At 35.5% G+C, this 17659-nt stretch carries 16 protein-coding genes and 3 pseudogenes; 9 read left to right on the top strand and 10 right to left on the bottom strand.

Annotated elements, in window-relative coordinates; genetic code table 11:
• Positions 1-109 precede the first annotated feature (109 nt).
• Positions 110-937 carry a hypothetical protein gene (locus V7138_RS08910; RefSeq protein ID WP_335396202.1) on the top strand — a complete coding sequence of 276 codons (828 nt, stop codon included), beginning with the start codon at positions 110-112 and terminating at the stop codon, positions 935-937.
• A 53-nt stretch (positions 938-990) separates the two neighbouring features.
• Here the strand turns inward: V7138_RS08910 and V7138_RS08905 are convergent, their stop codons facing one another.
• A complete protein-coding gene (locus tag V7138_RS08905; RefSeq protein ID WP_335396200.1) occupies positions 991-1308 on the bottom strand; it encodes a hypothetical protein in 318 nt (105 codons plus the stop codon).
• A 317-nt stretch (positions 1309-1625) separates the two neighbouring features.
• On the opposite strand from V7138_RS08905, the gene V7138_RS08900 reads away from it, so the two are divergent.
• The 3 genes from V7138_RS08900 (at position 1626) to V7138_RS08890 (ending at position 4241) form a co-directional block, all read left to right on the top strand.
• Positions 1626-1913, top strand: a complete 288-nt coding sequence (locus tag V7138_RS08900; protein WP_335396198.1) for a hypothetical protein — start codon at positions 1626-1628, stop codon at positions 1911-1913.
• 223 nt (positions 1914-2136) lie between these two features.
• Positions 2137-3096, top strand: a complete 960-nt coding sequence (locus V7138_RS08895) for an NAD-dependent epimerase/dehydratase family protein (RefSeq protein WP_335396197.1) — start codon at positions 2137-2139, stop codon at positions 3094-3096.
• Positions 3093-4241: a glycosyltransferase family 4 protein gene (locus V7138_RS08890; RefSeq protein WP_335396195.1), complete on the top strand. Its 1149-nt coding sequence runs from the start codon at positions 3093-3095 to the stop codon at positions 4239-4241. The genes V7138_RS08895 and V7138_RS08890 overlap by 4 nt, the downstream gene beginning before the upstream one ends.
• Before the next feature lie 28 nt (positions 4242-4269).
• Here V7138_RS08890 and V7138_RS08885 read toward each other — a convergent pair whose 3' ends face one another.
• From V7138_RS08885 to V7138_RS08875, 3 genes are read right to left on the bottom strand one after another with little or no spacing between them, the layout of a single operon-like run.
• Entirely contained in the window at positions 4270-4800 is a 531-nt protein-coding gene (locus tag V7138_RS08885; RefSeq protein WP_335396194.1) for a hypothetical protein, read from the bottom strand.
• Positions 4793-5860, bottom strand: coding sequence for a CotS family spore coat protein (locus V7138_RS08880; protein WP_335396192.1), 1068 nt, complete (start codon positions 5858-5860; stop codon positions 4793-4795). The genes V7138_RS08885 and V7138_RS08880 overlap by 8 nt, the downstream gene beginning before the upstream one ends.
• A gap of 19 nt (positions 5861-5879) precedes the next feature.
• The gene (locus V7138_RS08875) at positions 5880-7022 is read right to left on the bottom strand and encodes a glycosyltransferase family 4 protein (protein WP_335396190.1); all 1143 of its coding nucleotides are present in this window, start codon (positions 7020-7022) and stop codon (positions 5880-5882) included.
• A 216-nt stretch (positions 7023-7238) separates the two neighbouring features.
• On the opposite strand from V7138_RS08875, the gene V7138_RS08870 reads away from it, so the two are divergent.
• On the top strand, positions 7239-8318 hold the full coding sequence (locus V7138_RS08870; protein ID WP_335396188.1) for a CotS family spore coat protein: 1080 nt from the start codon (positions 7239-7241) through the stop codon (positions 8316-8318).
• A gap of 150 nt (positions 8319-8468) precedes the next feature.
• Here the strand turns inward: V7138_RS08870 and V7138_RS08865 are convergent, their stop codons facing one another.
• Together V7138_RS08865 and V7138_RS08860 are read right to left on the bottom strand one after the other, a co-directional pair.
• The gene (locus tag V7138_RS08865; RefSeq protein ID WP_335396186.1) at positions 8469-8816 is read right to left on the bottom strand and encodes a DUF1360 domain-containing protein; all 348 of its coding nucleotides are present in this window, start codon (positions 8814-8816) and stop codon (positions 8469-8471) included.
• 155 nt (positions 8817-8971) lie between these two features.
• Complete coding sequence (locus V7138_RS08860) at positions 8972-10249, bottom strand: UDP-glucose dehydrogenase family protein (RefSeq protein WP_335396184.1); 1278 nt, start codon at positions 10247-10249, stop codon at positions 8972-8974.
• Between the two features lie 705 nt (positions 10250-10954).
• Here V7138_RS08860 and sat point away from each other — a divergent pair.
• The 4 genes and pseudogenes from sat (at position 10955) to V7138_RS08840 (ending at position 14344) form a co-directional block, all read left to right on the top strand.
• On the top strand, positions 10955-12139 hold the full coding sequence (gene sat, locus V7138_RS08855; RefSeq protein WP_335396182.1) for a sulfate adenylyltransferase: 1185 nt from the start codon (positions 10955-10957) through the stop codon (positions 12137-12139).
• Positions 12139-12363, top strand: a pseudogene (locus tag V7138_RS08850) (PHP domain-containing protein); the annotation flags it as partial. The gene sat and the pseudogene V7138_RS08850, both read left to right, overlap by 1 nt.
• Before the next feature lie 552 nt (positions 12364-12915).
• A complete protein-coding gene (cysC, locus tag V7138_RS08845; protein WP_335396430.1) occupies positions 12916-13602 on the top strand; it encodes an adenylyl-sulfate kinase in 687 nt (228 codons plus the stop codon).
• Entirely contained in the window at positions 13580-14344 is a 765-nt protein-coding gene (locus V7138_RS08840) for a sulfite exporter TauE/SafE family protein (protein ID WP_335396181.1), read from the top strand. The genes cysC and V7138_RS08840 overlap by 23 nt, the downstream gene beginning before the upstream one ends.
• A gap of 126 nt (positions 14345-14470) precedes the next feature.
• On the opposite strand, the pseudogene V7138_RS08835 reads toward V7138_RS08840, so the two are convergent.
• The 4 genes and pseudogenes from V7138_RS08835 to V7138_RS08820 form a co-directional block, all read right to left on the bottom strand.
• Positions 14471-15255 (bottom strand): annotated as a pseudogene (locus V7138_RS08835) (UTP--glucose-1-phosphate uridylyltransferase).
• A 179-nt stretch (positions 15256-15434) separates the two neighbouring features.
• Positions 15435-16160: a sulfotransferase family 2 domain-containing protein gene (locus V7138_RS08830; RefSeq protein WP_335396180.1), complete on the bottom strand. Its 726-nt coding sequence runs from the start codon at positions 16158-16160 to the stop codon at positions 15435-15437.
• A gap of 32 nt (positions 16161-16192) precedes the next feature.
• Positions 16193-17161: a phosphotransferase gene (locus tag V7138_RS08825; RefSeq protein ID WP_335396178.1), complete on the bottom strand. Its 969-nt coding sequence runs from the start codon at positions 17159-17161 to the stop codon at positions 16193-16195.
• A gap of 48 nt (positions 17162-17209) precedes the next feature.
• A pseudogene (locus tag V7138_RS08820) lies at positions 17210-17659 on the bottom strand (glycosyltransferase family 1 protein); the annotation flags it as partial.

The raw sequence follows: 17659 nt of genomic DNA, 5'->3' as shown, positions 1-17659 counted from the left end.
GGACTGATTAAAACTAGGCTGTTTATATGAACAGCCTAGTTTATTTTTATGAATAACACAGATTTATTGATTTTTACATACCTTGTAGTGGAAGAGGAGGAAAAATATTATGAAATCAAAAAAACGACAAATGGATATACCTGAAGATACAATACAGCTTAAACAACGTATCATCCATTACCATTCCGAAATTGCTTCTTATGAAAATAAATTAATGTCACTCAAGCAACTTTTGGAAAAAGAGAAGATTCGCACTCAATTCTTACACGAAAGGTTATTTAAAGTAGAGGAGGAACAGATAGAACCCTTTCAAAGGGAAATCATATCTTTAAAAGAAAAACTCTTGAAATATGAAGTAGCTCTTGAAGAAGAAAAAAAGCGAGCAAACCTACTCCAACAAAAAGTAATAAGTTCTAAACATACGAAAGATGAAACAATTGACAGCACAATAAATCAAAAGTCTTCACCACAAATCCAGGCATATTTTGCCTATTCCATGTTGATACCAGATCAACATGAAGAACAAAAAGAAGTCGTGATTATCGGGGATTTTATTTTAAAAAACATCGGTAATGAGATATTAAGAGACATAATTCTTTGTATAAAGCTGTCTCCCATTGATGCAGGGACTTTGAGCGGCAAAATTTCTTTAAAGTCCCCAAAAAATGATTCTTCCATATTTGCGAATAGTTCCGATAACAATTGGGAGTTCCTACATGATAATTGGAGGGAAAAAATAAAAACAAATGGTGAGTACTGGATCAAATATACTGATTCTGAACCTTTAAAGCCTGAAGAAAGCATACATTTCTCACAATTTGACATAAGACTCCCAATCAACGAAACAAGTAAATCGGTTATTGTGGATGGTTATGTCTATTGTAAAGAAATTCCTGAAGGTGCATTCTCATTAAACAAGATTATCATTAATTTTTAACGGAGTTGTTCACAGTGAACAACTCCGTTAATAATTGAGTGGAAAAATTCATCTTAAAAGCCATTCGTTTCTCTTCCGTTTGATGTATATTTTATGGTACCGGTAATTTGTGAAGGAGTTCCATCATCTCCTGCATTTGTAATTTCTGAACCCATATCATCAGCTACAGTCCAAAAATCATTTACTTTTACTTTATTCGCATCATCACTTACTTCAACCTCTTCATTCTCAATAACTGCTTCACTTTGGGTAGCATTTAATTCTGGAATGACCTCAATATTGATAACGATTTTTTTTACCGTACTATTTAATTTCATTTTTAATGAATAGTTAAATTCATTTTGTTCTATATTTTTTTTCTTTTTGCCCAACGCCTTCTCCTCCTTTTCCCAATACTATATATTTATTAAGTTATCATAGGAATGATAGGGTATTTGTCCTAAAAAACTTTGATTTTATTAAAAAGAGGGAAGGATTTTTCATAAAGACTTTAACAAATTAGTAATTAGGGTCTTATAAGCTCCGTTTTAATTGCACTATATTAAACAAATTATGAAATGTGTAGAAGGATTGCATTCACCCTTTATCAATTAATGAATAATATTTTATAAAAAGTTTTTTAATTTCTCTATTGAAGATTTATCAATGGCGAGTAACAATTAATAGGGTTAAGTTCTGGAGGGATAAAATGTATAATGTCGTTTTCATCCGTAATAAAAGGAAGGAGTTTTGTGAACAATTACAGAAATTAAAAAAAGGTTCTGAGGTAAATTTACATGTAGGCGATAACACGTATTATAACGCAATATTTGAAAAGGCTTCCCCACGTACTAAAAATGCGACTTTTGTAATTGATAAATTTTATAAAGAAGGAGGTAGATTAATTACAATAAAATGTAAAGAAATTACCTCAATTGACTTCCCATTATCATCGCCTTTTTATAAAGAAAACAAAGAGCATGATATTGGATATTGAATAGACATACTTGCTAATTTATTTGAAATAAACTAGTGCGTAAAAAGCCCTATTGTCAATTATATATTTGTCAATGGGGCTTCTGCTATTAATTTGTATGTGTTGTCATCAAAATTAGGCAATCCTACTTAACTTTGGGTGATAAATAAGGAACAATGCATACTTGTCTATTAATATGTTATACAATATAGAGCATTTATCTCGTGAAAGGAGCTTGAAGAATATGAAGATTTTGGTGACTGGTGCCGCAGGTTTTATAGGCTCTCATCTGTGCGAGCGACTACTTAAGATCGAAAACACCGACATAATTGGAATCGATTCATTTATTGGCCCTACTCCAGCATTTCTTAAAGGGAAAAACATTGAAAATTTGCTTGATAATCCTAGATTTACTCTAATAAACAAGGATATCCTTTCTACAGATTTAACTAACCTTTTTAAAGATATAGATATTGTTTATCATTTAGCTGGTATGCCAGGAGTTCGCTCAAGCTGGGGAAACGATTTTGATTTATATGTCACAAATAATATCTTAGTTACACAAAAATTACTTGAGGCGGCCAAAAACCATAAATCGATAAAAAAGTTCATCTTTGCTTCAACCTCATCCGTCTACGGTGAAAAAAATGGTAGAGTCTCGGAAAATATGAGCCTAACACCTTTATCCCCCTATGGTATAACTAAACTAACTGGTGAACACTTATGTAAAGTATATGAAAAAAACTTTGGTATACCGATTATCATTCTGCGTTATTTTACGGTTTATGGTCCACGGCAACGTTCAGATATGGCATTTCATCGATTCATTAAGCAAATTTTAACTGATGAACCAATCACAATTTATGGTGATGGTTCACAGTCTAGAGATTTTACGTATATTGACGATTGTATTGATGGAACAGTAGCTTTGCTAGATAACGATACAGTACTAGGCCAAACAATAAATATTGGTGGAAAAGAACGATCATCGATTATAGACATCATTACACAAATTGAGAAACTTATGAAAAAAAAGGCAACCCTTCATTTCTTACCAAAGGTATCCGGGGAACCAATGCATACGTGGGCAGATATTTCATTAGCTGAAAAGCTATTAGGCTATTCACCTAAAGTGACATTAAAACAAGGGTTAGAAAAAGAATTGAACCTATTTCGTTCAATTTATGGAGAAAAAAAAGGATGAACATAGCATTTATATGCACTGAGAAGCTCCCTTCCCCAGCTATAAAAGGAGGGGCAATTCAAACAATGATTGATGGAATTGCTCCATTTCTCATTTTAAATCATAACCTCACTATATATTCGATCACTGATCCTTGTTTACCAGAAACTGAGATAATAGATGGAGTTAATTATATTCGTTTTCCTTTAGATTTGTATGAATATAAGGTTGCAACCGAATTAAAAAAGAAACGTTTTGATGTAATTCATGTCTTTAATCGCCCTATTTACATCCCAATGTATAAAAATGCCGCTCCAAACAGTAAGTTTATTCTTAGTCTTCATAATGATATGTTTTCTGAACTAAAAATTACACCAAACCGTGCGGAAATGGCTATTGAGCTTGTAGATAAAATAACCACTGTAAGTGAGTATATTAAACGAGCCGTAGTGGAACGTTATCCAACGGCAAACGATAAGGTACATGTAGTCTATTCAGGTATTGATCTTAAGAAATTTCATACACAATGGTCAAAGGAAGGTAAACTAATCCGACAACAAATACGTAGAAATTTAGATATTGATAATAAGAAGGTCATACTATTCATTGGTCGATTAAGCAAGGCAAAAGGACCGCATATTCTCATTAAAGCCATGAATAATGTCCTATCTTATTTTGACGATGCTGTACTTTTAATTGTAGGTGGAAAATGGTTTAGTGAAAACGGCACAAACACATATATCCAAGAGCTACAAGCTCTTTCAAAGCAATTTAAAAATAATATTAAATTCACGAATTACCTTCCTTCAGAACAAATTCCCGAAATGTTAGTAGCCGCTGATGTTTTTGTTTGCAGCTCCCAATGGCATGAACCACTAGCTAGAGTTCATTATGAAGCAATGGCTGCCGGTATACCAATTATAACCACTAATCGTGGTGGAAACCCAGAAGTCATAACCCATGAAGAAAATGGGTTAATTGTATCTGATTTTCGTAATCCTGCAGCTTTTTCTTCAGCAATCGTTCAAATCTTGTCTGATCATAAGCTTGCCAACAGTTTATCAAAAAAAGGAAGAGCCATTGTTGAAAAGCAATTTCAATTTCAACATGTAGCTGAGCGGTATGAAACAGTTTACCTTCAATCTTTTCCCGAGTATGTTAAATAGAAATATCCATCAAATAGGCAGACGTTATCTAGCGTCTGCCTCGTTTATTATTGTAATTTTGTCTGAATATTACATTAGTTCGATAACACCTATTTTTTCTTGGCATACTTCTTCTTGATCTACCATAGATAACTAAGCCCTTCTGTTTAGAGACAACTGCATTCTCATTTATTTTTTCCGTTTTTCCTTGAATGATTGTTTCTGTATTGCCTGAAAATAGATTCGCTGTTTCCGTATTATTAGCCTCAGTTTTTATATCTGTTATGGGAGACACTAAATCCACATCACTACTTTTATGATTTTTTTCTCCTTGGTAGTATTTAGTATGTTTTTCCAAAGTATTTTCTGTACCATTGAGCGGATACTCAATTAGTGGAAGATTTCTTAAATAATCCAAGTGATTTTGATCGTTTGAAAATGTGGGAACAAGTAAATCAGGATTATCAAGAGTCATTTCATATTCAGAATAACTCCACCCCATTGGACCCGGAGGGGTGAAGTCAAATTTATTCAAATCAAGCTTCGGTATTGTAGATTCCTTTTCATTACGTTTAGTCAATCTTTTCCCCTCCATTCCTTACCTTTATTATGTTATAAATCTCATCGAAATTTTTCAGAAATTTTTCTTTTGAATTTTCAACGGATATTATATTTTGTAACGCCCATATATATTTTTGATCTGACCAGGAACGCTTTTGAGCCAAATAATATTTGTGCGCAATCGAACAGAAAAGATATGGGAAGGCAATATCATCCCATAGGATTTTATATTGTTCTTTAGAAAGTGGGTTTATAGAATCATAGGCACGTAACAATTCAATACAAAGATCTTCATCCCATAACGCCAGCTTTTTCATTACTTTGTTTAATAAAATCCGTATATCCCTTGTTGGTAAGTCATATGTTATTGAATGAAGTTCTTTCATAAAGGCGAGTTGATCTACTTGAATTAACCGAGCTAGAGTAAAGTCCTGCTGACAAAAAACACCTTCAGTATTCATTTGTTCTGCCCATCGTTTATAACTTGAGTTATCTAGATTTTGAAGGGCCTCGTTTCCACGTTCAAGCATTTTATCCACATTTTCTAAAAAAAGAACCGAAAATGGATCGTTTGGATAATTTAATGCAATTTGTTTATTACCCTCAAGTTCTTGTAGCTTCCACCTAAATAATTTGTGCCATTTTCCAATCCTGCTGCGTTTTTTAGCCTCATCATTTGGTGAATATCCTTTTGAAAAATGATGAAACTTCCCAATAAACTCCATTATATTTATTAATTGTTCTTTGTCATAATAGATCATTTCTTTACCTTCGACTTTATCATATAATACAAAGGAATAACCATTAGCAGCTATACATAAACCTCCTTTCTTGGTTTTATGAATATTCGCTATTGGTAAACCTTTCTCAAGAAGATGTGAATGAGCTTCTGCAATAAAAAGCATTCTTCTAGGGTCCATATGAGCTTGTTTTAATAGCTTAATTCCATGGTCCGTTTCTACTTCCCAGATCGTTCTCCCACTCCTACTAGATATCATTTTTACTTTTTTTACTTCAAATGGATAAAGAGTTAAAATGGAATGTAAGAAATGCTCTTCATTCGTTTGTTTCTCTTCCAACTATATCACCCTTTCTCGCTTAAGGAGTTTGCAGAGCCTCTTCATATACATTGATTAAATTAGTGGAAACATTCACCCATCCAAATTCCTTTTCAACCTTCGCTCTTCCATACTCCCCTAACAATTTACAATTTCGTTTGTCAGCTAATAATAAATTTATTTTTTCTGCATAAGCATCAGGATTTTCAAATTCCGAAATCACATATCCATTTTTACCTTCTTCAATTACCTCTGGGTTACCACCACGTTTACTTGTAATAATCGGTAAACCTGCTGCCATTGCCTCGTAATGGACACGAGCAAGTGGCTCCTGCCATTGGGAAGAGCAAACAAACAAATCAGACATCGAATATAAATCGGGAATATCACGCGGCTTAACAAATTTAATAAATGTAACATGTTCCTTAAACATCGCGCCTAGTGTATAAAGGTGCTTAACATAATTGTTCACATTGTCATCTCCAAACCATTTCGAACCGATAAATACCATCATAATATCCGGGTGTTTTTCAATAATTTTCGGCAGTGCTTGGAGCAAAATATGTGGTCCTTTTACTTTACTAAGTCTACCAACAAATAAGACAACTTTTTTTCCTTCGATCCCTAGTTCATTCCGTACTCGTTCTCTAGCTTTGCTACCTTGAATCGTCCAATTAGGTTGATATTTTTCTAGGTCAACTCCCGAATATACTGTTTTAGTTTTATGTTGGGCATTCGGGAATCTTGAAGTAATGGTGGTACCGATAAAATCACTAACTGTAATAATCTTTGTTACGGAAGAAATACATCTATTTCCTTCATCCTCACTCATTTTACTGTAATCAAACATTTCGTTATGAACACTCAACACAAATTTAGTATTTGGTGCAGCTTCTTTTAAAAACTCAATCCACTTTGGGCGATTACAAAGATGAACAAGGTCAAAGTTTTCAGATTTTAAGTACTCTGCAATCTTTGAGATATAGTGTTCTTCTTCGAATCTGATATATTTTATACCATTTTTCTGTTCACTATTAGGTAACTCTGAATCCGTTATTGAAATAACAGTGATGTCATATTTTTTCGCAATTAAAGGAGCAACAGAATCTAGATATATTTGAATTGCCCCACCTCGAATTGCTGGTACAGGAAGTTTTTCGGTAGCAATCAATGCGAGTTTCATTTGTGACCTCCATTCTGTAAAGGGATGTTATTTTCCCTTCAAATTTATAATACGAGTAGACAAATCACATGGTGCCTTCTATCTAATAAAAAAGGCTTTTACACTAGAAGAATAGTGTAAAGGTTTACTATTTTTCTAAAACAGAGACAAACAACTAAAACATATATAGACATTTCACATAACCTATATAGATACTGCTTTAGGATGGTGAAAGAAATGTTAAAACAAAATCAAGGGAAAATCATAAATGATAAGCATAATGAGGGATATTTTCTTACTACAGAAGAGGAACAAAAAAAATTAGTAAGACTTGCAGAAACAGTCTTATTAAATTGGGATATAAAAATAACAAACATTGAAGTCGTTCAAGGTGGGCAAATGGCACTCGTCTGGAAATTAACAACTGATGATGGACCTTTCTGTCTAAAAAGAATACATCGTCCTGAAAAGAAAGCATTATTTTCTATCCATGCGCAAGATTATCTTTCCTCAAATGGGGTGCGTGTTCCTAGAATTATTCCGAATAAATTTGACCAGCTCTACACGAAACATGAGCCCTTTTTATTTGTTGTCTATGATTGGATTGAAGGTAGACCGTTTGATTTAACAGTACAAAAGGATTTAGAACTTATTATGAAGGGATTGGCCGAATTTCATAATGCTTCTGTTGGCTATACACCACCAGAAGGAGTTCCGATTTTTACCAAGCTTGGTAACTGGCCAAATCATTATATCAAGCGATGTCAGCAGATGGAAACATGGAAAAAAATCGCATCCACCATGCCGGAAGACCCCTTTTCCCAGCTGTATCTTGCAGAAATAGACTATTTTATTAATGTAGGAAGAAAGACGTTAAAAAAACTAGTTACCTCGGAATATCACCCTTGGGTGAATAGACTTAAAAAGCGCCCTAGTCTTTGCCACCAAGATTATGGCACTGGAAATTCACTTTTAGGTAATGATAATAAAATTTGGGTAATTGACTTAGATACTGTTTCTTTTGACCTACCAATACGTGATTTGCGCAAAATGATTATACCGTTACTTGACACAACAGGGAGTTGGAATGATGAGCAATTTAACATTATGATTCAGGCGTATGAATCGATTTCACCATTAACGTCAGAACAGAAGGAAATCATGTTTATTGACATGTTATTCCCTTATGAGCTTTATGATCTTATTCGAGAAAGATATGTCCGAAAAACTCCATTACCAGCTGAAAAGTTATCGAGAGCCATGGAATATGAACGAATAAAAGTAGATTCACTTAATAGATTAATTTTAAAAATATAAACGGTAATTTATGGGGACCTTTCCCTTTCAAGTAATGTGATAACATATACCCGGGAAGGCAGAAAGCTAGCAAAGTAATAACAGAGTAAAAGCTAAAGGGAAAATGTACCCATTAGCTTTTTCTTTTACATCCTAAAGATGTGAAGTTATTCAATTTAGTAATTTTGCCACATATGTTTCAATTATTGCTGCCCCACCGGCTATTGCAAGAATAAGAACCAATGATTCAGATAAAGCAAAGTTTAATTCATACACGATATAAACAAACGCCGAACACCAGATCCCTGTGCACCAATAGCATGTTAATAATTCTCCAAGCCACCTCCTAAGCCCAGTACCTTTAATTTGGATATAATATTCAACAGTACCATTAGGTAACTCCTCTTCAAATTCTTCATGAAAAGGACGACGAATAAATTTAGTTATTTTATCATAAACCAATAATCTAGTTAATCGAAAGCTTGCTAGCGCAATAATAAAGAAATCAAACCAACTCATCTTGATGCTCCTCTACAAACTGATATTGTTCGAAGTATATTATATTCATCTAAAAATTAGAAATGAATAATAGCCCAACAGTGATATGGAAACTCCATCATTCACATATCCAAAAAATGATCACCATTATTTTAATGGTGACCTTATAAAACTTCTTATTTTCCTACCCCTTCATAAATAAACCCGATAGTCTCCAATTCTTCTTTATTTAAAAAATTCCTTCCATCAAATATATATGGTTGTTTGATTTCCTTTCTAATCGAATCCCAATCCAATAATCGATATTCATCCCAATCCGTACAAATTAAGACAGCATCTGCTCCCTTAACTGCGTCTATAACATGTGTAAATTGTTCAACCTCTTGCAGTGAAATCGTAACAATTGGATCATGAACCCTTACATTACATTGGGCATTCACAAGATACTCAATGATTCGTAAGCTTGGTGATTCTCTCGTATCATCTGTACCTGGCTTAAAGGCTATTCCTAATACAGCAATTGTTTTATTTTTTAATTCACCTAAAATTCTTGCAACCTTATCGATAAAATAAAGTGGTTGTGAATCATTTACAGAGACTACCTGTTCCAAGATGGATAAATTTACACCATAATCCTTTGATGTTGTTAATAAAGCATTTACATCTTTCGGGAAGCAAGAGCCCCCATAACCAATGCCAGCTTTCAAAAAATAAGGCCCAATCCGGTGATCTAATCCCATACCCAGAGAAATTTCATCTATATCTATTTTCATGGAATCACAAAGTTTTGAAAGTTCATTAGTAAATGATACTTTAAGAGCAAGAAAGGAATTTGATGCATACTTTATTAATTCAGAAGTTTCTGGGGATGTTACAATGATTGGGGCTGTCACATTTGTATAAAGCTCACTCACCATTTTTGCTGCTTCCATATTTGAGCTTCCTATTACGATTCGATCAGGATTTATTGCATCAGATAATGCATTCCCTTCCCTTAAAAATTCTGGATTAGATACTACATCAAATGGGATATTATCTCTATTGTTTTCCATAATGATATTTGATACCATTTTAGCTGTTCCAACAGGGACAGTACTTTTGTTCACAATAATTTTATAATTATTGATGTATTTACCAATCATCATTGCTACGTCTCTAACAAATTTTAAATCTGCTTTGCCATCCTCTTTCTCAGGAGTACCTACACATATATAAATGATATCGCTATTCTGAATGGCATCCATTGGTTCTGTTGTAAACGATATATTCCCCCTATTTAAATGAGTAATTAACAACTCATCCAAGCCTTTTTCATAAAAATATAACTTTCCCTCATTCAAGGAGTTTATTTTATTTTCATCAATGTCTAAACCGATAACCTTGTGACCATTTTCACATAAAACTAACCCGGTAGTGGTCCCAACATAACCTGTTCCGATAACTAGTACATTCACCCTTATCCCCCTCCGTGGTTTGTTTAATAACACTTCAATTCATTTATTTATTACTAACTTATTCATTATTATTTCCATAGTGTGTTGTCCACCATAAAATAGGCATTGTGCGTTACTATACTAGTGCATAGATATATTTAAGTCTATTTGTTATCTGGTATTGGTACGAAACATAAAACATAGCGATTACATCAATCTTCCATTAACCTATGTTTTATCAACTCCTAAACAAACTGATACTGTAGTGGAAAAAGCCGTTATGCTTAATGTAAACCCGTGGCCAAAAATGGGTGACCGAGGTATATCCCATTTCGAGTCCTCACTATTTAAGAGGACCAAGTAAAAATTTTCCCGTTACGAAAGCCCCATTTCTCCCCAATATGATAAGGAAAAACTGCAGAACGACCTTCCCGCAAAAGTCGTAAGTAGTCAGGAGAAAATCCTATATCAATTGTAAAAGGCAGAATGTCAGTAGGAATTTGCTCATAATTAATATTTATTTGCTTTCATCCCTTTAGAGCATTTCTACACCTCCACTTCAAGTTATCCTATTTTATGAGGTGAGTATGGAATTGCTATAGGCTAGTATAACGACTTTTTTATTTTGGGTTTATAGCTGAAATAAAATTGGATACTCGTTTAACACCATTGAGATTCTATTTGCATTTACTAATAGGAGATTAAATTAAAAGGAAGTGATTTCTAGTGACTCAACTCATTCCTCCACATGGTCACAACCTAGTAAACCTAGAAATATCTAGCCAAGAAGGTGCGAAATTTGAGAGACGCATCTCTCAAAAAAATCGCATTATTATAGACAGCAGCGTACAGTCTGATTTACTACTTCTTGCCACAGGTGTTTATAGCCCTTTGAAAGGTTTTATGAAGCATGCTGATTATCTCTCCGTATTAAACAATATGAGTCTATGTAACGGCATCATTTGGAGCATACCGATTACTTTACCTGTTGATCAGGAAACAGCCGATAGGCTCGAGATAGGTGATGAAATAGGGTTGATGGATGAGAGCAACAGGTTGCTTGCTGTTTTATTTTTAGAGGAAAAATATTCTTATGATAAGATGTTGGAAGCAAAACTAGTCTATCAAACCACGGATGAGAAGCATCCTGGTGTAGCTAAACTATTGCGTCAGGGCGGGGTACTATTAGGAGGAGAAATTCGCTTGATTGAACGTCCTGTAGTCCCGTTTGCAAAATATAATTATGACCCAGTAGATATGCGAAAAATCATTTTAGAAAAGGGATGGAAATCCGTTGTCGCTTTCCAAACCCGTAATCCAATTCACAGAGCTCATGAATATATTCAAAAATGTGCACTTGAGCTGGTTGACGGATTACTTATTCATCCGTTAGTAGGACAAACAAAGGAAGATGATATCCCGGCAGATATACGTATTAAAAGTTATGAGACTCTCCTACGAGAATACTATCCTGCTAGTAGAACTATGCTTGCCGTCTTTCCCGCTGCCATGCGTTACGCAGGACCACGAGAGGCAGTATTCCACGCCATTTGTCGTAAAAATTATGGATGTACCCATATGATTATAGGAAGAGATCATGCTGGTGTAGGAGATTATTACGGGACATATGATGCCCAGAAACTCATCACTTTTCTATCAGCTAAAGGACTTGGCATTATACCAATTTGCTTCGAGCATACTTTTTATTGCAAGGCCTGCGGTGGTATGGCATCTAACAAAACCTGTCCACATAATACTGACGAACGACTCATTCTAAGCGGTACTAAGGTCCGTCAGATGTTACGTAGCGGTCAGGAATTGCCAGTCGAGTTCACACGCAGGGAAGTTGCCGAAATCCTCAGGGAAGCTTATAGTAACAAAGCTGATTCTGTTGAAGGGAATGATATCTAATGACAGAAAAAGGCTTATTAAACGTATTAAAGGAAGGACACTTTGATCTTCATCTCCATTCAACTGCTTCTGATGGTATTTATTCACCAAGGGAACTTGTACAAAAGGCGCATGTCGCTGGGCTCCGAACGATTGCCATTACGGATCACGACACCCTCGAAGGAATCGAGGAGGCATGTCAGGCAGGAATTGATTATGGAGTTAACGTCATTGCAGGGATTGAAATAAGCACGAAATATAATGGTCGTAGCATAGACATTCTTGGTTACCATATTAAAGCGAACAGTGAATTAACCGGGATTTTATCTCGCATGCGTGAAGGTCGGGAGGAGAGAGCGCTAAGAATCATCCAGAAATTCACGGAATTAGGAATGCCCATAACGATTGACGATGTGAAAGAATTCAGTAAAGGGAATATAATTGCCAGGCCCCATATTGCTAGGGCAATTGTTAAGAAAGGGTATGTATCTGATTACCAAACGGTGTTCGATCATTTTTTAGCGGATGGGAAGCCTTGTTCTCTAGACAAGGTGATTCTTTCCCCTGAGGAAGGAATTGCTCTTATTCACCGGGCTGGAGGCAAAGCTGTCTTGGCACACCCATTGTTGATTGGCGACGACAAGATCGTACGTGAATTGATGCAATTTTCCTTCGATGGAATCGAGGTATGGCATCGAAAACAAAACAAAGATGATAATGCACGTTATCAGCAGCTTGCAAATGAATTTCAAGTAATGATGACAGGTGGCTCAGACTTTCATAATGATGAACATTCAATAGGACAATTTGGATTAACATGGGAAGTACAAAACAAGTTAGAAACAAAAGATGTCCACATTGTATGGCAAAATACAAAAGTGACAATGAAGGACCGAAATCAACTTAACGGTCATAAAAGTTTCATACTATGGTTTACCGGGTTGTCCGGGGCAGGAAAATCGACACTTGCTGTAGAGGTTGAGAAAGAATTATTTCGCCGTGGTATACGGTGCTTCTTGCTTGATGCGGATAATATCCGTTATGGATTAAATAATAATTTACGCTTCAGTCCAGAGGATCGGACAGAGAATATTAGGCGCATAGGAGAAGTGTCCAAGTTATTTGTTGAGGCGGGTATGATTCCAATTGTAGCCTGCATATCCCCTTACAATGCCGATCGGGCAATGGTCAGGTCACTTGTCCCAAAAGGAGATTTTATTGAGATTTACGTAAAGTGTTCAATCGAAGAGTGTGAGCGAAGAGATCCGAAAGGTCTATATAAAAAAACAAGGGCTGGTGAAATACAAAACTTCACAGGTATAACCGCCCCTTATGAGGTCCCTGTTAATCCGGAAATTACGGTTGAAACTGATAAACTATCCATTAGTGATGCATTAAATACTATTTTACAATTTTTGCAGGATAATGGATATCTATCCGATATGGGGTTGGTTGATATGCATGGATATATGGATTGCGATTAGTGGCTTGATAGTTGGATTGATCATCGGAGCAACGGGTATGGGTGGGGGCATTATTATGACTCCACTCCTCCTCTTCGGATTCGGTGTATCCCCTGCTGTTGTGATTGGCACGGACCTAATTTTTGCGTCCGTGACTAAGTCATTTGGGGCTTATCAGCATTGGCGGCAAAGGACGATTGACTTCAACTTGCTACTTCGTGTTGCCGTGGGTAGCGTTCCGGGAACATTAACTGGATTACTATTGCTTTATTTTGTAAAACAGGAAGACCAAGCAGGTTTAAATTTGTTTATTACTAAAGGCATTTCAGTTGCATTTATACTTATTTCAATCGTCATGCTACTGAAATTGTTTGTTTGGAAAAAGTCCTTATTTGATGGTTCAAAACAGGTTAACATTACTGTACTGATATTGATAGGATTTTTAACAGGGTTCCTAGTTGCGATCACCTCGGTGGGAAGTGGAACCTTATTTATTGCTTTATTATTATGGCTATACCCATTTAAATCTTCCGCTCTGGTCGGTACAGATATCCTACATGGCGTGTTGATAACTGGTTTGGCGGGGTTAGCCCATTCATTCTTAGGAACAATTGATTATGTGCTCGTTCTTCAATTATTATCAGGCTCAATTCCTGGTGTACTTATCGGTAGTAGGATAACTGTCAAATTACCGGACCTGTATATTCGCATTTTGTTAATCACCATGATGCTCGTTACTTCATTCATCCTATTATTCCGCTGAATAGATTTTATTAAGATTATGTACTGTAGATCATTTTAGAATATAAGAAAAAAGCTAAAGGTAAGCTCACCTTTAGCTTTTTCTCTGCATTTACTCCTCCTTTCCCCCTTGTAATGTGTATATTTTTTACACAAGCCTTACATAATGAGCTTCCTTTGCAATATCAAAGCGCTCACTGGCAACCTCGCCCATATGCTGACTCTAATTGAAGCATCATCTTGATTGCATCTGTTAACTGCACCTCAGAACCAACTTCAGGTTTTGTCTGCTCTAAGCATGAAAAAATGTCTGGCTTCAAAATATATCTTCCTGTAACAGCAAGGTTTGAGGGTGGATTCGTTTTTGGTTTTTCAACAATATCAGAAATTTTATATAAACCATCTTTTTCCTTTTTTCGATTTGCATGACTCCATAGCTTTTCAAATATACTTCATCTACCTGTTGTAAGGCTATGACATTTTTACCATATTCATTATAAGAGTCTATTAACTCCTCTAATGGATTCTGATTAGTAGAAAGGTAAATTTCATCTGGTAGCAAGATCGCAAATGGATCGTTTCCAGCTAATTCCTTCGCTAATGAGACGGCAGGCCCTAACCCCTTCGGATAGAACTGCCTCATATAATAAATTTTCACTTTCGGAAGCTCCGATGTATTGAGGAGATGTTTTTTATTTTGTTGTTCTAAAAAATGTTCTAATTCAGGGATCTGTCATAATAATCGACAATTAAGTTTTTCATACGTGAGACGATCATTAGGATGTGCTCAATACCCGCCATCACAGCTTCCTCGACAATGGAAGCAATAGCCGGGCGACCTCCAATAGGAAGCATTTCTTTAGGGAGTACTTTCGTCATTGGTAGTCCCCGTGTTCCAAACCCTGCTGCTGGAATAATAGCCTTTTTAATCATTTAGATGTCTCCCCCCCTTCTGTTATTATCAATTTATTCACGGGTGCCTTTAGAGGGAGTTGTCCACCTTAGAAAGGGCGAGTAATGAGGAAAACGCATATATACGTTTCCTGTCAATCACTTTACTCACCACTTTCTACTTATTTATCCGCAAGGATTTTCGGCTGATTTTCGACCTTTTACGACGGTAAATGTTTTGCAATCAAGTTGCTTAATTCTTGTCTCGATGTTAGGTCTAAAGCTCGAATTTTCTTCTGTAGAAGCCCTTTGGCATACTGATATAATTCTATATCCAATTTATTGTTATCTTCTATAATTTTGAGTACATCTTTCGATAACTGATCTTTTAGAGGGCGATTTTTCGTTACATTTTGCCTTTCGTAAGAAATATTATTCCATCCTAATTCTTTCATCATCAGAAATACAGATTCGTCAAACATCTCTGTAATTCCAACAACCGAAAAATGTTTAGCAAGATTTTCCTTGGCCCTTCCCAAATCAGGAGGATTTTCCCCTGAGGCATATCGAGTTTGTCGATTTGAGGTTCGCAATCTAAATTCCTCTGAGTTATTCGTAATAAATTCTTCAAAACTCATATTTTTGATCACATTATGCATGCTATTTTTTGGCTTGCGAAGGATATAATAGTAGGTAGAAATCACATGCTCTATGGGGTCGCGAAGCATGGTGATATAGGTATATGATTTTGATTTTAGCAACTTCTGATGTATTCCAAAAGGTTTATGCCCATAGAAACATCTAATTGTTTCAAGCGAATTCTCATTTTCGATATACCTTAAATTGCAGACTTCGTTTTCGGAATATTGCTGTTTAATGATACTTCGCATTGTCGTTCCCGCTGATTTGGGTATATGCATAAAAATTAAGACTTCTTCTTTGTTCATGATAATCACCTTTCTTCTATCTTATTTTCTATTTAAAGCCAATGTTTAATAAGTTCGTTCTTTTTTAGTTCTATGGAATGAATGTCGATGAGCTCATCTGCTGCTAGATTTATATCACCCAACTTTTTAACAGTCCGTTCAGCAATTTTTAAAAAAAAATGAGGGAATTGGCATACTTTTAAGTAGATTAGTTTATATTTTCGAGAATTTGGGTAAACAGTAAAATACAATTCCAGAAGCTGGTATAGATTTTCTACTTTAGCCCCCATTTTAAGGAGGGTTGGCAATAGAAGATGAAAATCACACACTTGCGGTGAAATGTGTGCCCGGTCCAAGTCTATAATGATCGGCTTTTGCTCTGTTGAAATTAAAATATTGGCGTTATTGAAATCGAGATGAACGACCGTCCCCAGATGTTGTGCTTCCTCTATATAATGATCTAAATTCATCGCTTCCATCGTTTTGATCATTTCTTCCCCTATTTGAATGACATCCACAAACGATTTTTCCAACTTTTCATTCTTAACCCCTGCTTTCAAAGCATACAATTTGTTGGACATTTCACGGTAAATATTCAACCAATCGTCCTTTGTCTTGATAAGAATTCGAGGCTTAACATTACTTTGAAAACGTTGGGGGAATTGAGCCTCACGATGAAAATTAGCAACTGCTTTCACATATTCGATCGGATCTTTGATTTGCTTTTCCCCTTTTTCCGTTTTTATCCATTCTGTGACGAAAACGTACTTGCCGTTTTCCTTGACAAACAAAGCCCCATCCCTAGTTTTCACAACCTTTGGCATTAAATCTTTTTTTCCTAATTCATAATTTAAAACAACGGGAAACCCAGTCTTAATCGAAATCAGCTTTAACATATATTCTTTATTTGCTTCCTTTACTTTCCACACACCACGATTATTATTCAGCAAAATATTAGTGATCTTTGGTGATGCAAACAAATAGTGTTCTTTTAAAAGTCTTGCCATGCCTTTATTCTTCATTACTTCACCTCCTTATTATGCTAGCCGGGATTCCTCTAATATAGGTTCTTAGATTTTCATTTGACTTTCCAGTATAGACCAGAAATCTTCTACTGCAACTTCCCCTACAAACTGCCTTCCTATGTTTTTTGAAAGGTCGCTCATTTCTCGATAAAAATTCGGTTCCATAAGCCGTAAATAACAGCGAACGATATCCTGGGCATCATCGACAAAAAGAGGATAGTTATGGCCAAGTAAATGTACGTTTCCTGCGGTTTTCGTTGTTATAACGGGCACACCCAGAGACAAATAATCCAAGATCCTCGTTAAATACGTATAATAGTGGTTTTGGCCAGGGGTATTATCATAAACCAAAGCTAATCCAATACCCGCAGTTAGAATCATTTTTTTCGTTTCACTTACCGACTTTTTACCGTGATCCATAATTGCCTTGTCTTTCATCAAGCCTAGCGCAGTCTTTTTATAATTTTTTTCAATTCTAGGGTAAACCAAATGGAG

Source organism: Bacillus sp. JJ1533 (genome assembly GCF_036965045.1).
In the GTDB taxonomy this organism is placed as follows: domain Bacteria; phylum Bacillota; class Bacilli; order Bacillales; family Bacillaceae_L; genus Ferdinandcohnia.
This window is presented reverse-complemented; position numbering and strand designations above follow the sequence as displayed.

Bases quoted from the DNA above. Each gene is read 5' to 3' on its own strand.
- V7138_RS08875 (WP_335396190.1), bottom strand. From the start codon at position 7,022: ATGAAACTCGCATTGATTGCTACCGAAAAACTTCCTGTACCAGCAATT.
- V7138_RS08825 (WP_335396178.1), bottom strand. From the start codon at position 17,161: ATGAAGAATAAAGGCATGGCAAGACTTTTAAAAGAACACTATTTGTTT.
- V7138_RS08870 (WP_335396188.1), top strand. From the start codon at position 7,239: ATGTTAAAACAAAATCAAGGGAAAATCATAAATGATAAGCATAATGAG.
- V7138_RS08900 (WP_335396198.1), top strand. From the start codon at position 1,626: ATGTATAATGTCGTTTTCATCCGTAATAAAAGGAAGGAGTTTTGTGAA.
- V7138_RS08890 (WP_335396195.1), top strand. From the start codon at position 3,093: ATGAACATAGCATTTATATGCACTGAGAAGCTCCCTTCCCCAGCTATA.
- V7138_RS08830 (WP_335396180.1), bottom strand. From the start codon at position 16,160: ATGAACAAAGAAGAAGTCTTAATTTTTATGCATATACCCAAATCAGCG.
- V7138_RS08865 (WP_335396186.1), bottom strand. From the start codon at position 8,816: ATGAGTTGGTTTGATTTCTTTATTATTGCGCTAGCAAGCTTTCGATTA.
- V7138_RS08910 (WP_335396202.1), top strand. From the start codon at position 110: ATGAAATCAAAAAAACGACAAATGGATATACCTGAAGATACAATACAG.
- V7138_RS08840 (WP_335396181.1), top strand. From the start codon at position 13,580: ATGGATATATGGATTGCGATTAGTGGCTTGATAGTTGGATTGATCATC.
- V7138_RS08895 (WP_335396197.1), top strand. From the start codon at position 2,137: ATGAAGATTTTGGTGACTGGTGCCGCAGGTTTTATAGGCTCTCATCTG.